This window comes from Veillonella parvula, assembly GCF_024461875.1.
Lineage (GTDB): Bacteria > Bacillota > Negativicutes > Veillonellales > Veillonellaceae > Veillonella > Veillonella parvula_I.
Genome location: NZ_JANGAL010000001.1, coordinates 642,129 through 657,090 on the forward strand (window position 1 = coordinate 642,129; position 14,962 = coordinate 657,090).

9 protein-coding genes are annotated in these 14,962 nt (G+C 38.3%); all 9 read right to left on the bottom strand.

The window, feature by feature from the left end; all coding sequences use genetic code 11:
* Positions 1–13: 13 nt before the first annotated feature.
* From NE668_RS03035 to NE668_RS03075, 9 genes are read right to left on the bottom strand one after another with little or no spacing between them, the layout of a single operon-like run.
* A complete protein-coding gene (locus tag NE668_RS03035) occupies positions 14–1,258 on the bottom strand; it encodes a hypothetical protein (protein ID WP_227036912.1) in 1,245 nt (414 codons plus the stop codon).
* 24 nt (positions 1,259–1,282) lie between these two features.
* Positions 1,283–8,110, bottom strand: coding sequence for a MuF-C-terminal domain-containing protein (locus NE668_RS03040; protein WP_227036911.1), 6,828 nt, complete (start codon positions 8,108–8,110; stop codon positions 1,283–1,285).
* Positions 8,103–10,268, bottom strand: coding sequence for a hypothetical protein (locus tag NE668_RS03045; protein WP_227036910.1), 2,166 nt, complete (start codon positions 10,266–10,268; stop codon positions 8,103–8,105). The genes NE668_RS03040 and NE668_RS03045 overlap by 8 nt, the downstream gene beginning before the upstream one ends.
* Positions 10,269–10,271: 3 nt before the next feature.
* Positions 10,272–10,868 carry a virion core protein, T7 gp14 family gene (locus tag NE668_RS03050; protein WP_227036909.1) on the bottom strand — a complete coding sequence of 199 codons (597 nt, stop codon included), beginning with the start codon at positions 10,866–10,868 and terminating at the stop codon, positions 10,272–10,274.
* Positions 10,841–11,350 carry a hypothetical protein gene (locus NE668_RS03055; RefSeq protein ID WP_227036908.1) on the bottom strand — a complete coding sequence of 170 codons (510 nt, stop codon included), beginning with the start codon at positions 11,348–11,350 and terminating at the stop codon, positions 10,841–10,843. The genes NE668_RS03050 and NE668_RS03055 overlap by 28 nt, the downstream gene beginning before the upstream one ends.
* Positions 11,334–13,652 carry a phage tail protein gene (locus NE668_RS03060; RefSeq protein WP_227036907.1) on the bottom strand — a complete coding sequence of 773 codons (2,319 nt, stop codon included), beginning with the start codon at positions 13,650–13,652 and terminating at the stop codon, positions 11,334–11,336. Before NE668_RS03060 ends, NE668_RS03055 begins: the two co-directional genes overlap by 17 nt.
* A complete protein-coding gene (locus NE668_RS03065) occupies positions 13,652–14,245 on the bottom strand; it encodes a phage connector family protein (protein ID WP_227036906.1) in 594 nt (197 codons plus the stop codon). Before NE668_RS03065 ends, NE668_RS03060 begins: the two co-directional genes overlap by 1 nt.
* 53 nt (positions 14,246–14,298) lie before the next feature.
* On the bottom strand, positions 14,299–14,589 hold the full coding sequence (locus tag NE668_RS03070) for a hypothetical protein (protein WP_227036905.1): 291 nt from the start codon (positions 14,587–14,589) through the stop codon (positions 14,299–14,301).
* 12 nt (positions 14,590–14,601) lie between these two features.
* Positions 14,602–14,961, bottom strand: a complete 360-nt coding sequence (locus NE668_RS03075; protein WP_004693115.1) for a hypothetical protein — start codon at positions 14,959–14,961, stop codon at positions 14,602–14,604.
* Position 14,962 lies beyond the last annotated feature (1 nt).

Genomic DNA, 14,962 nt, shown 5'->3' on the forward strand with positions numbered 1-14,962 from the left:
GTAGTCCTTACTTTTACTGTTTCTTTTTCTTTTCTTTTTTAGTCTTTAAACGCTTGTCTAACAAAATTGACATGAATACATCTTCAATTTTAGCGTCCGTATCCGTTACACCTACACGTAATAACGTCCAGAAGGCATCGGTTACAGTGTCACTAAAACCAGTTATACGATTGGAAACCTGACTGAGCGAACGGCCTACATCTACAAAGTCCTTATTGTCACTAGAAATGGCTTGTCCTGTATCCCATAATTTTTCAAAGATACTTAATCCCATGACGGTATTGCCTTTATTGTATGGGCGTTCTCCTAAAATAAATTTCATACCCATAGTGGCTATATCTCTTACTAATGGAATCCCCATAGTTCCTTGTTGTACAAATTCTTCGGCAAAAGACTTGGCGATAGATTCTGGATCATCATCGTCACCATTTGTCATGGCTTTGTAAATTGTCATACCAATTGCCTGTGATATGATCCCCCACCATAACACTCTTGCAAAAGGCATCCAATCCCCTTTATCTTTGCTTATATACCATGATTCAGCGATGATATTATACAAAGTATTAGCATACGAATAAAACGGAACAAATAATTGAACCCATTGATTCCGTGAACGTTGAATGGATGCTGCATCTTTAACATCACCACTTCCGAATATATCTCGTACTGCTCTGTCTCCTGCCTCAATTGCTTGTTGATTAATCCATTCAGTACTTACCCCTTCCTTAGATTGAAGTTCGGCAACCTTTTGATCATACGCAAATTTCCATACTGGTATGGATAATGCGAAGTCTGTTTCTGTGAGCAGTCGGAATCCCATGTTATTAATTTCATCACGGATTTCAGCACCTTTTTCAAACTTGTACCCGCCGATATTCTTATCATTAATGCGGAGCCCCTTTCCTTGGATGGTTAATCCCTTTTTAAGGTCTTTATCTAAAGTTTGAATACGTTCCCTCATGAATATGGATTGCTCCATAACAAAATCACGAGTATTATTGTAGGTTTCTGTACCATGACCATAGAACCCTACTCCTGCATGATTAACAGCACGAATTACATTGCCCGCACCAATACGATATACAGCAACAGGAATGTTTAAGGCGTTTTGAATTGCAACGGATGCACGTCCAGACATAATAGCTATTGTTGCATTATGTTTAAGGAACATTAAGATTTTACCAACATCATCCATCTTAGCCGCTTCATCCTTCCAATTATCACGAACCCAAGTCCGCAAGAATTGATAGGAATTCATTCCAAATTTTTCAACAATATAGTTTTAAAACTCTCTATTGGCTACTAACCGATTCACATCAGTCACGGCTTTACGCATAGTTATATGATTGATTGATTCGGTAATAGTTTTAGGAATAACGTCAAAATCGAGCAATAAAGATTTATCCTTAACTACATCTAAACGGCTTTTAGTAGCGCTCATGCCAGTCCCTAATATCGCATTACTGCTAACCATAGTCTTAGCAATATCTTCTACTTCCTTATCAGATATACTTGCATTGACTTCAGGATTATACACAATCGGATAATACTGACCAACGATAGTTCTACCACCAATAGTAAATGTGATACCTTCTTCCTTTTTCAATGGATTACCATAAAGTTCCTCTTGGACTTTGCTACGTTCAGTAAAGAAGGAATTGATATGATCCCATGTTCTGATAATGAACTCCCAATCTTTATCGGTAAGGATTTCTTGAAAGGCTTTTTCCATTTCAACTTCAGTTACCTTGGCTGTCTCCATTGCACGTTGTCGGTTGCGTTCTGTACCCCAGTTTAATGCTAATGCAATGACCTGTTCTTTGGTTAGATTCCGTAATTCCCCAACATCATACATATGCTTATTCCGAATGTTGAATAATTCACGTTTACCATATACAGAGGATACATCTTTAGCTAATCGCCGCATGGATACTTCCTTGCGTTCATTAAATGCTTGTGTTGCACGGCTAATCGGATCATAAATGTATTTCACCGCATTAGGCCCTAATCGTCGTAAGAATGTTTCAACCTTGAGCAAAGATAAATTACCTTTATTAATAAGTCCTGCAACGGCTTCCAAACCAGTTTGATTATTTTGTGCGTTAAATACATTCCCATTAATCTTGCCAAATGTATCGATTGCTTCCGTTAATATGCCATCTACTGCATCATCAAATGTAATCGATTCACCTTTATCATTAAGGATAGTCGAGCCTTCATAAGCATTGCGGCCATTCTTATACATACCTGTCATTAATTCTTCCAGTGTGTTCAACTGACTCACTGTTAGATTTTTAAATGACATAGGTGTTTTACCATAGAACAGTTGAACTATCCATGGGTCAAGGAATGTAATGCTTTGGTCTCCTAGAATATCCGCATCAGGATCTAATGCATTAATAACGGCATTCATATTAAAACCGTCTACTGGTTCTAGTCCGTCATACTTAGTTAACCCCATTTGGTATGCCATGTGAGCATAAAAGTATCTCATATTAGGCTCAATAGTGATAGGATTTTTAGGACGTGTCATTCTGTTGAGATTATCAAGCAGCTTAGTCCGTAACTTTTTAATACGGAGTGTATTGTCAAACGCAACACGGGCCCTCGCTTGATTTAGAAGTTGTAACTGTTTAGCTTGTAGCGCCTCTTCCAGTTTATTGACTGCCAATGCCCTATCAGCACGCTTACCTTCACGAATGGCTTGGTTTTGGTATTTCTTATACTGACTAGCTTGGGATAAAGTCAAATCGCCTAATTCCTGTCTAGCACGGTTCATATAATCACTTATCACACCTACGCCACTATCACGAATAGCACGTACATTATTAATACGTTCTTGTAATTGTGCCTTTAGCTTTTCAATACGGTCTTGAGCAGAATCAAGTTCTTTTGATACAGCGCCTAATTCTTTAGCAACCTTTTTGTTATCATCAACAATTTGTTTTTCGATTGGTTCTAACTCAGATTCGATTGTTTCTGAATTAGGGTCAAGTCGATTTAACTTATCGAGTAGTTCCCAGTTTTTCGCAAGATCACGATTGGTTTGTGACTTAATGATTTTTGCTTCCTCTTCAGTCAATTTCATTTGACCGTCTGAAGATAATAACCACTCTTCAGCAATTTCTATGTTAGATTTACCAATATGGTTATCCTCAATGAATGTCTGCTCTGCAGATTCCATAGCTTGATTAACAGCTTCATTAAATGTAAATCCTGTTTGCTCACGTTCAGCAGCTTCTAATTCTTTTAGCGTGCCGTATCGAGTATTGGCTAATGCATCCTTACCAAATGCATTATAGCGTTGATGGTCTTTGTAGATTGGGTACTGTTCCATTAAACGCTTTTCAATATCGGCTTGAATGGAATCTTTTTCATCGTTCCATTCTTTGATTGGACGACTTTCTAATTCCTTAATATACCGCTTCATGACACGCTCTTTCGCCATTTCCCCGACGTCGGCAATATGGCTTTGAACCTTTGCTTGTTCGGCTTCATCGAGCTGTTTAAATAACTTGCTAGATTCAAATTGTTCAAGTGCCTGTTCTTTTGTGTAGGCATCAATATCTTCTTGGGTAGCGATCATACGTGCCATGATTTCTTGTATTTCCTTAGGTGGTAATCCACCTAGTCGTGTCACCGCACGATATATACGAGTTAACCACTTCGAAAACATTCGGAATACACGTTGCAATCCTTTTGTAGGTGCATTACCTTCACGTAAATAGGCTTCCCATCCACGAGCGAACTTTTCATGTGCTTTAGTATTATCAGCTCCTTGCGCATCATCCCATTCAGACCACTCTTTCAACTTGTTCCAATCCGTTACAAGTTGCTCTGGAGCGTTCTCCATTTCAGCTAGGTTCTTAATGTCGTCAAAGAATACGTGACCCATTTCATGGAGAAATGTTGACCGGTCAGCTGTTTTGAAGATTTGAATAAGACGGTCAGTAGGACTATTAATTTGTGTCATACCGTTGATAGATTGATTGTACTTTTCAATGACTTTAATTGCCTTGTCATCGAATACTACATAGCATCGCCCATCTGTATACCAATCATAGGTAATACCTTTAACATCAACTGAGTTTAAAAATTCAGATGCACCTTTATCACCGCCAAATGCTTTTGACAATGCAACATAAACATCTCTTCCTGTATATGGTGTTTTTGTAAATGTATCACCGATACTTTCCAAGATTTTATCTTCTTTTATTTTTTCTTTTGCACCCTCAACTTCTTTCTCTTTTTCTAGTGCCGATAACTTTTCATTAATTTCACCTATTAGCTTTTTAGCCATTTCAAATGTATTATCCGCTTTCAACTCGTCAAAGTTATATCCGTACTCAGTAGCAGCTTCTCTAGCAATTTTTTCTTTTATCTTATTTACATTGTTTGTTAAAGCCTCAACTATATATTCCCTATCTTGCTTTACACTCTGTATTTTGCCTAGTATTTTTTCATACTCTTTATTAACAGGATAAGATGGATGTTCTTTATAGTGAGACAATAAAGCTTTACGTTTATCAATATCTAAATCGTTAACTGCTGATACTATTTTGTTAACAACATCTTTATTTTGCTCTTTGAAATATTTATCTTCATCAAGCATTGTTTTTTCATCTGGGATTTCAACTTTGAATAATTTTGGATTTGTAGTTCCTAATCGTTTAGACAATACCTTTTGATAATTCCTAGATACTGATTTTTTCTTAGCAAAATACAAACCCCAACCATGTGCTTGGTTGCCCTCACCACTACCGATAGCGCCTAAATCAAACTCATCAAAATCATGTGGTGAACCATGCCATGCAGCTTGATAGTATTGATAATTATGTTGTTTTCGGAGCTTGTCTAAATCTTTTTCGTTTGGTATACTTACATTAAAGAAGTCACTAATGTGGTATTTCGCTTGGGGCAATGAGAGCCCCTCTGCCAGATACCAATTAGTGACTTTTTGTTCGTTTATATATAACGGCGTACCAAACTTAGGATTTTCCAAGTAATCTTGATACCATTTATTCTCTACCGTATCTTTTGTATACACACTATTAACCAAGCTATACACAATCGTGTTATTACGCTTGGTTTTATTTAATTGCATTGGAATTACAACATTTAAGCCGTTATCTGCTTTCATTTCCGCCATAACCACAATACTATCTTTTACCGTACTTGATTTAAAAATGGCAACAGGGTCAACTAATGCAAAAGGAAGTTGTTCCAATTCGTTTAGCGTAATTTCCGGGTGCTTTTCTTGTATATCCGCAATTTTAGATTGTTTAATTACAACGTCGTAGTCAAGACCTCCAATCATTTGTAATACTAATGGTGTGTCCATTATCTTAACAAATGCATTGGATTTAGGATTATATTCTTTTAATGTGTGAACCCATTCCGCTTGGTCTTTTGCCAATTTGACATCGCTTTGTTTAACTTGATTTAATCCTTTTTGCCCTTTTAGTTCGCCTTTCATATTAATACGAACAGTATTAAAATAATCCATAGCCGTATAGTTACCACGTCCTGCACGTCGCATAATATCTGCCATAACATCAGCATGTTGTGCCATGAGTAAGGCATTAGCTTCCGCCGTATCACGTTGTTTACGGTCTACAGTTTCATCACTCATTATGGATTTAAGTGATTGATACACTTCATAACCAGATTTAGATAGTTGCATACGTAAAGCGATATCATTATCTGCAAGTTCAAATAGCTTATCTCGCATGGATTCTAGCGATTCAATTTGTTTGAGCGTATGTTCCATGTCAGCATAATGGGCTCCTGCTTGATTAAGTGCTTCAGGATTATCAGCTAATGCACTTTGCGTACGAGCAAGGCTAGATTGATACGCCATTCGTCTACGTTCCGAATTAGAACGTGGTGGCTTGTTTTTGCCTAACCATGTAGGATTTACACCACTAGTACGTGCGGTTTCTAAATCTGAATCCATAGCATCAAAATCGCTTATATATTGTTCTCGGTATTGCTCGGTTAATTCCTTATACACATTATTAAATGTTTGTTTAATATGTGTCGGATCCGCAAGTACTACATCAAGCATTTCCTTGTCTACATCGGATACTTCATCAAAGTAGGAATGAATAATATCATTCTTAACACGCTCTGCACGTTTTTCAGTATCATCCTTAACAAGGTCTTTCATAGCATGCACTTCCTCTTTTGCACGTTCAAGAGTTTTCATGGAAAGACCACCACGTGTAAAGTAAGAAGATTCTTCCAATGCTTTAACGGTTTCTTCCGATAAACCACCGCTTAATTGAGCATAGGACCCGATAGGTATTTCGATTGGAGCGTCGGCAGTAATTGCCTTGGATACCGCCTCTTGTGTAGTAAGTCCTGCATCTACCATATTACGGATAGCCGCTTGACCTTCTGCAGTTTCAGCCATTTCATTGACATTTACATAGGCAGTTGATACGCCTATATTATCACCCTGAGCTTGTACAATTTTGCCGTATAACTCAGGGTTTTCTTTTGCTAAATTGTTAGCGGCAGCATCGTTTTTTAGGTTTTGCATGATAACATGACCGTTACGGTTCTGCTCTTCCATAACAGCCATATGCTGTTCTTCCGGCGATAATTTTTGGAAATCTCTAAAGGCTTTCATTGTACGTACGCCACTAATACCACCGCCGATCATACCAAGGCCTACTACAGCCGGTAGTGCTTGCCACATAGCCTCACCAGCACCTACAAACATATCACCTGCAGAATATGGACCCTCTTGATCATTCGATTTGCGCCATAGATTATGCTGTAATTTTTCGTTGACGTCTTGTAGGCCTTCCTCAAATAATTCTGGAGCGCCTGCTTTAATAGAAGTCTTGGCTACCTGTGCAGCAGTAACACCAATACCACGATTAAATGTCTCGGCTGCATTAGTAGTCCCTCTTGAAACTGCATTAGCAAGTGCGGACTTAGGAGCGATTTTAGATGCCGCTTTACCAATAGCACGAGTCGCCACAAATTCAATGCCGGCATCAATAGCCGCAAATGACATAGCATACTCTTTTGCTTCTTCATTGGAATATACTCGATTACCTTTTTGGTCACGTTTACCAATTAATTCCAAGTACTTATTACCGAATGACATTTTATACATTTCGTATGCCATATCAGCAGAACCTAACCATTTAGCGCCGGTCATTGCACTAGGTATAGCTGCAGAGCCACCACTAACTACACCACCGCCAATACCACCAATAACACCGCCTACAATAGCACCTGTGCCACCTTGTTTGCCCATCATATAGATTTGACTAGCAGTTGAACCTAATACTTCTTGTAATGGGCTTCCACCATCTGGGCGCCTGTAATTTTGCAAGTTATTTTGTAATCGATTAACTTCAGCCGTTAATTCACTAATCTTTTGTGGGTCCGATTCATAAGCTAAGGCAAACCCAACATCACCTAATTTCATTTGGTCATTCATTGCCCAAATACTTTGTTGTATGGAATCAAATATACCTTTTGTATTCTTGATTGATTCGATATTATTTAATGCTTGAATGCCTTCTGCTTGCGAACCATATTTTACTTTGTAAAGTTCTGGGAACTCATCATAAATATCTTGTAAAACTTGGCCACGTTCTGCACGTCTAGACAAATAGTCAGCACGTTCAAAGGCTTTATCATCACCAAACATGACGGTATCTGCACCAATATTTAGCGTCTTAGCAATCCGTAAAGCTTCATTAGCACGTAATTGATCATTGTTATATAAGAATAATCGGTCTGTGTTGCTAACAAAACTAGCAGGTAAAGCATTAGGCAATGATTGTCCTAATTGTCCTATCGCTTGGAATGTATTTCCCTGTTGGCCAAATGGAGATACTGTTGTTGTACCATCATTATTGGTAACGCTGATAGGTGTATTGGCGATTGTAGATACTGCATCTGCTGTGCTTTTTGCAATATCAGATACAGTATCTATTCCTTTACCGATAGCTTGTCCAACTGGCGTTAATCCACCTACAGGGTCAGATTGAACACCAGCATTAGCAGTAAATGAACGAGGGCCTTGTCCGTACCCTCTTATTAACGCTTGAAATTCCTCACGTTCTTGTTGATTAATATCAGCCATTTGTATATCTCCGTTGTAATGCATTGTATTCTGATTCGTAAATATCTTGAGTGGAGCCATCACGATATGTTACTCGGATATAATGATTTCCTACAGGTTCAGCATGGACAATACCAATAGCTTGGTTACTTGCACCACTTATTGTAGAGGAATAATCATCTCCATCACCAAAGTATGGTTTACTTGTACTACGCAATGTACTTGTAGCTACTGCAGCATCGAAGATTTCATCTTTTTCCGCATCTGTAGGTGGTCTATGATGTTTAACTTTGAATTCCTCAATACGTCCCGCCATTTCTTGTTTAACACCATACTTAAAGCTACCTGCCAATGTCTTATCTTTTGGCATAACATCAGCTAATTTATATTCGTACGGAGTTAAATCAATATTGCTAGCTTTCTTATTATTATCATCGATTTCAAGTAACGATGCATCGAGTTCATCATCCATAATTTTATTTGGCAACACTCGTTCCGCATATGCACGTGTCTGTTCGTAAGTATGAGATTTTGCATATTGCTTAATCCCCCATTTTTCTTGAGCAGTCATCTTTAAACCTTTTTCATAGATTCTATCTAGTTTAGGTCTTTCACTAGCCATTTTGCCACTCCAATATTCTTGTTCTTCAGGAGTTGTGGCACCAGCCAATTGAACCTGTGCATATTGGAACGCACCGCTTACATCGCCATTTGCTATCTTTTGATTTAAAATAGTCTGACCTGCTTGCAAACGATCATTAATAGCAATCTTTCTAGTTTGCTCTTGCAACGTATAGTAATTCTTGTATGCTGTCTTAGCGTCATCTTCAGCTTTTTTAATTTGGTCTTCTGAATATTTAGGACTACCACCACTGGCCATAGGAGCATTTCTCATACCTGCTGAATAATTAGCTTCTGAATCAGTATAATAAGAATTTGCTTTTAGAATATGCGCCCATGTATCTACATCTGAAACATCTTTTAACCCATCATAATGTCTTAAAAAACTTTGCACATAATCATCCGCAAAGTCTTCGTCTGTTTTGTATACCTTATAATAATTAGTGCCACCATCTTGTTGTCGGTTTTCCTCGCCATTTGGTTCAGCTTGTGTCAACCCAGCATAGTTTCTATTTTCTGTTTGTAACTTACCAAAGTTCGCACTACCGCCCGTTTCGTGGAAAAGCTGACGATACACCATTTCAGCATTATATCCATATTTTTTAGAGATATATTGGGCAATGCCCCATAAATGTGTGTCAGCACCAGCACCACTTTTTAATGCCTCTTCATTTTGGGTTTCCATTTTTGCTCTGACATACATGGCAGCACTATTCATGCCAGAGTTTAAATCATGGCCATACATTTTATATAACTTAGCGTAGGTGTTATCATCATTAACTAATTTATTGATGTTCATTTGATTAGACATCTTTTTATATGGAGTCAAGACGCTCTCGCTAACCACGCCACTTAATGACGATATTAGATTTTCTGTTCTGGTGGAATCGTTTTCTGCAACAGCCCTATCTAGTAAATACTTGCCTGTCTCATCTGTATTAGCACGAATTTTTTCATTGATCTGTTCATCATCCAATCCCAATTCCTTGCCAGTAGACCTATACAAATCACCCATCAATGTAATTGTTTTCATTTGGTCAGCCATGTTGTCAGACCGAATAGCAGAATCACGAAGATTTGTAATTTGATTTTGCGTAGCTGTACTTAACGCCGTTTCATATTGACCTCTTGAATATTTGGATATGTTATTGTAATCAGTCGTTTTAGATGTTTCGACAGCTTTCGTAAAAGCATTAATAGCATCATTGGTTCTAAATTTATATTTACCCATGATTTCACGTTGTATTTTATCTACACCGGCATTATAGTCAGGCAATATAGATTGAGCATTCATCCCTTTACGATTCATCAGCCCATCTTTATCATCATTCAGCAACTGGTTAGTACTATTATTGAACTCATTGATAGCATTGGTTACATCGATATAATCCTTTCGCTTATCGATTTCTTCCCATGTATTAGTCGCCTCTTGCAAGGCTTTATTCATGGCATTCAGACCGCTTACATTACCACCATACGCCATTTCATTGCCAGAGGCTTGTGTACTCCCTTGAATTGTATTTAATTTTTGAGTTGGATCATAATTAGCAAATTTCATATCCTACCTCATTTTGTAATCACGCTTAACTGTTACCACAGGTCCCTTATCTGTATAACCAGTAGGGTCGCCACCATATGTAGTCTTCATTTTAGGCTTGGCATATTGTTGTTTTAATCCATACATAGATGATGCGGCACCAAGAATACTACCTACCATTGCCAAATTACCTTGACGTCGTGCATTTTTAGCAGAAGCACGTGCGGCGCTTACCTCATTCTGATAATTCATGCCGTTCAAATATTCATTGTAAATAGCATTATTCTTGTTTTGTTCCCAGTTATAGATGTCTTTGTTGTATTCGTCATAGCTACTAGCCATTAACTGTAATGGGGACCCTGCCATTTGCAATCCGCCTGCCCCTGCTTCTGCTGCATTCGTTCCGGCTACAAGGCGCATACGATTATCCATTTTGTCCCGTTCTTGCAACTGTTGCATGGCAATTTGCTCTTGCTTACGGTCAGATATTCGCTTATTAGCTTCTGCCGCTTGTGCCTGTGCGTTATACATAGCAGATTGTGCTTTTGTCTGTTGGTTCTGAGCAATCAATCCGACGCCAGTACTAACTGCGGTTAAGATTGCTGCTGCGGGTAAGCACATATGAAGTCCTCCTTCTTGAGAGTGAATAATTCTAAATCACCAACTTTTACAGTTGGATGAATAACGGCCCCAATCGATTCGAGCCATCGTTTCGTTTTTATGTTAGTTGTGTGAACATAATTGAATAGCCATTCACGAGTTTCTAACCATTCAGCGATAACTTGATTACTTAACTTGATAAAGCGCATCTGCCACCGCATATCGTTTTCTAATACTTTATTGCCTAGAAAATAAATTCCATACATTCCGTTAACTGGTTCTTTTGAAATCCCGTATACGCAAATAGCCATATCGTCATCTACGACGACATGGCTATCATAATCAGATTTACAAATCTCGGAACAGAAATCCTTGAAAGGGTATAAACGATTCACCTCTTGGACTTCTATGGCATCTATTGCCCTTAGGTTAACTTCTAGGTCATGAATTAATTTATCTCGCCGTGTAGGTTCTATTTCGTCAATTTTATAGTCCCGGAACATCTCTTAATCCTCCGCCAATTTCAACTATGCGAGTTATTGATAATAAATTAAATGGAAATGGATCACTATGCTTAATACATATCGATGTATCTGTTGAATAATTTGTTCCCATTTTAGGTAGAATTACAGGTTTATCACCTGTGAATAATTCATTCGGTGGTAATGTAATATCATCCATACGGCCAAATGTACGACCAACTTTACCGCCAAACGATTTATACATACGCAATACAACTCTTGATACCGTGGCAACTCGGCCTTGTAAAGTACCATCTTGCATTTGCATTTCCACTGATGGAACACGAATTTTAGAGGTAAATGGTAACCCGATTTTGATATTGCTACCACTAACGTTTAATTGTAATAAGCCATCATCTGGCACAACCACATCCGGTTGTTGCTTACCATCAATTACAACTTGTACAGTTTGACCACTCAAATGAGGAATGTTAATACTATCAATTGCATTACTCGACTTAAATTCGACATAGCAATCAAGAAATACATTCACATCATCAGAATACAGTGGCACCATACGCTCGATACATTTAACTTTTTTACCTTGTAATGTGCGCTCAACAAGGGTATACAAACTATCTTGTTCACCCTCAGACACGGATTCACAGTATAGGTATTTACCATTAGTCACGAAATGCGACCAGCCGTACACTTTTTGTTCTGGAATATAGGTTAAGCAATTAATCTCCCCATCATTTCGGATGTAGTAAATAATGCTATCCGGATCTTGCGCATACGCACTGGTGATAGTCAAATACCCTCTAACACGTGTCTTAACAAACAACGTAAGGTCTTGCCCTGTATAGTTATCAGACTCATAAGAGTAACCCATATCACGAACAGTGCCGCCACGTTCTTGAACGAACACGCATCGATTACCTATGAATTGTGGTTCACATGATAAGGCCCCTCGTTGGGTTTGTGTCTTTAAGTTACAGTTGGTAGGAGTAATTGTCTTATCACCACTAACAATCCATTCATTACCACTTGTAAGAATGATTAGATCGTTCGCAGGTACAAGATGACGGATTTCATACATTTTGCGATTAATCACCGGCAAGGTAATTGAGCTATCGTCTGTAATAGTACCTTCTACCTTTTCAACGCCAAAGTTTGGATAGTCGCCAGTCCGGCTCATCCAAATATAATTGGGGTTCTTATTTGTAGCAGCTACTACAAATCTATCTTGATAAAACGTACATAACTTAGGATATCCATTGCTACGGCCCCAACTCCCCATCTTCCATTTAGATGTGGCTTCGTTTTCAACAATACCATTCAAGATATTAATTTTCATGGTCTTAGCGTCAACGAACTCTTTAAATTCGACAATGCCCCATGTGGTGTATGGAAGAATTGAAAGATCAACATTACATTCACCACTTTTAATGTCTGATTGAATGCGTAGTTTTGCATTCGGTTCAATTTTGCCGGCATCCGTTACGTTATAGTCGTTATTAGATGAATACGTGCGATAATCTTTCCAAGTCGTCCCATTATTTGTGGTGATTTGTAGTTTAACTGTACCAGTCCATGTTCCGTGTGTAGTGAACTTCCAAGCTAGGTCTTGGTCTGTGGAGTAGGATTCTACATTGTAATTAATGTTGTTGTACTCATTCCATTTATTAAAGCCGCCCATAAATGACCGTTTTTCTTTTTTTTCTACTACTGTCCCAGTATTTTTAGTGTGAACGGCCGCAACAAAATAGCCTAGTTGCATGACCATTCCAACCATATCAGCATTGAATAGATCTTTACTTGAACGTATCGTATCACCCGTTACTGTTACGGTAGAGTTAACGTCTGTATTGATTGTGTCATACGGTTGTTCAGTTAATTTGTATGCTTCAAGTCGCCAATCCGTATCACTATACCGAGATAGTGTCTGTATCGGATATTTCCCACTACAAATGAACATTACATCACCAGATTGACTACAGTTCAAATCAAACAATATATCGCTAGTGAAAGGAGTCGTAACTTCGATACCGGTATAAACACCATAATTCCACACACGAATATATTTGTCACCAAACTCAAGCATGAATGAATTGTTAGTGTTTGTAGTAAATTCAAATAGTCGTGTTGGTTTATCACTATATTTAACTTGCCCTACATATTGGCTGCCTTGACGCTTAGCAACTGCCCCATATGGACGAATGACTACATTCTCAGCCTCTAATAAGGCACTTTTATATTGCTCTAAGTCAAAGCGACTCGATACATCTGGCGATACCTCACCAGTTGTAAATGCTAATTGTGAGATATAGATAGGATTACTCATTACCAATCCCTCGCTTTCACATAGCTAGATATGTAAACTGTATCTTGCTTGCGTTCCTTGGCATTCATACCTTTTGCCTCTTGAACTGCAGCTTGATACAATTTGTACGCTTGGTCAAACAATCCTCTATCACCAGTTAATGGCATAGCTAATGCGCTAGCTAGTTTACACTGCAGCATATACAAGGATATAGAATCCCAAACGTCTAAATCTGTAACATCATATATATAATCAATGAATGCTAGTGGCACATCGCTCACTATGCATTTTTTGTTATTTCCAATATTAAATATGTTGTATTCCGGTTGCGATTCCGCATGGAAGCGATCGCCTTGTGGAATAACACCTAATATCCGAATGCATTGTTCCGGATACGCATATACATAATTCCACCCATTAATTTTATGGGCAGACAATACCAATCTTTCGTTTTTACGAGAAAAATTCCATTCAAATTGTCGCAATACCAACTGTCTAGTTGGGTCATATTGCATACGGCATTGGCGACCTTGCTCGGTTTCTTCTTCAAATGAATAAAGCAGTCCTGCATTAATTAATGCGAGTGCTTGATTACAAATATCAGTAGGTGTCATATTTCCCCCTATATGGTAATAGAGGGATGCATAAGCACCCCTCATATTGTCACTTATTCTTCCGTAGTATCGGTTTTCTTTTTGTTTGTTTTCTTAGGCTTTTCGTTGCCAGTATTTTCATCTGGTGGGTTTTCATTGCCTGTATTGTCACCTTCAGTATTTTCATCTGGTGGGTTTTTGTCACCCGGTTCTGTTTCAGTACCTTTAGGCTTTACTTCACCTACAAATTCAAAACAGTCTTTTCCGAAATCATTAATCACATCTTCCGGAATATCAATTGTTTCACCTTTATCAACAAGGCCGTGCATCGTTAAATACATTTTTTGTTTAGTTGTTACTAACATAATTACACCACCTTATCGAGCAATATTCGTATCAAATGTGAGGAATGCGGTAATTGTACCTGCAGTCATATTATTAGCATTGATTCGAATAAACTTTTTCGCACCAGCCGGAATACGCATTACGCGTTCTTCGCCTGCTTTAGCATTAGCAGGAAGCGTAACACCGGTCAACAATTTAGCATCAGCCATATTTTCCTTATCGGAAGTATAGACATTGAATAAACCTGTACCGGTTACATCTGCATCAATACGAATGACAAGCCAAGGAGCGACAACAGCGTCGCCCCCTTCACCATTCATTACTACTTCAGAGTTTGTGTTAGCTGTAATAGCCTTCTTCCAGAAAAATACATTTTCTTTATCGATCATCATA

What these genes read in the sequence shown, in the direction of transcription:
- NE668_RS03035 (WP_227036912.1), bottom strand. Translation starts at nt 1,258, where the DNA reads ATGAATTCCTATCAATTCTTGCGGACTTGGGTTCGTGATAATTGGAAG.
- NE668_RS03040 (WP_227036911.1), bottom strand. Translation starts at nt 8,110, where the DNA reads ATGGCTGATATTAATCAACAAGAACGTGAGGAATTTCAAGCGTTAATA.
- NE668_RS03045 (WP_227036910.1), bottom strand. Translation starts at nt 10,268, where the DNA reads ATGAAATTTGCTAATTATGATCCAACTCAAAAATTAAATACAATTCAA.
- NE668_RS03050 (WP_227036909.1), bottom strand. Translation starts at nt 10,868, where the DNA reads ATGTGCTTACCCGCAGCAGCAATCTTAACCGCAGTTAGTACTGGCGTC.
- NE668_RS03055 (WP_227036908.1), bottom strand. Translation starts at nt 11,350, where the DNA reads ATGTTCCGGGACTATAAAATTGACGAAATAGAACCTACACGGCGAGAT.
- NE668_RS03060 (WP_227036907.1), bottom strand. Translation starts at nt 13,652, where the DNA reads ATGAGTAATCCTATCTATATCTCACAATTAGCATTTACAACTGGTGAG.
- NE668_RS03065 (WP_227036906.1), bottom strand. Translation starts at nt 14,245, where the DNA reads ATGACACCTACTGATATTTGTAATCAAGCACTCGCATTAATTAATGCA.
- NE668_RS03070 (WP_227036905.1), bottom strand. Translation starts at nt 14,589, where the DNA reads ATGTTAGTAACAACTAAACAAAAAATGTATTTAACGATGCACGGCCTT.
- NE668_RS03075 (WP_004693115.1), bottom strand. Translation starts at nt 14,961, where the DNA reads ATGATGATCGATAAAGAAAATGTATTTTTCTGGAAGAAGGCTATTACA.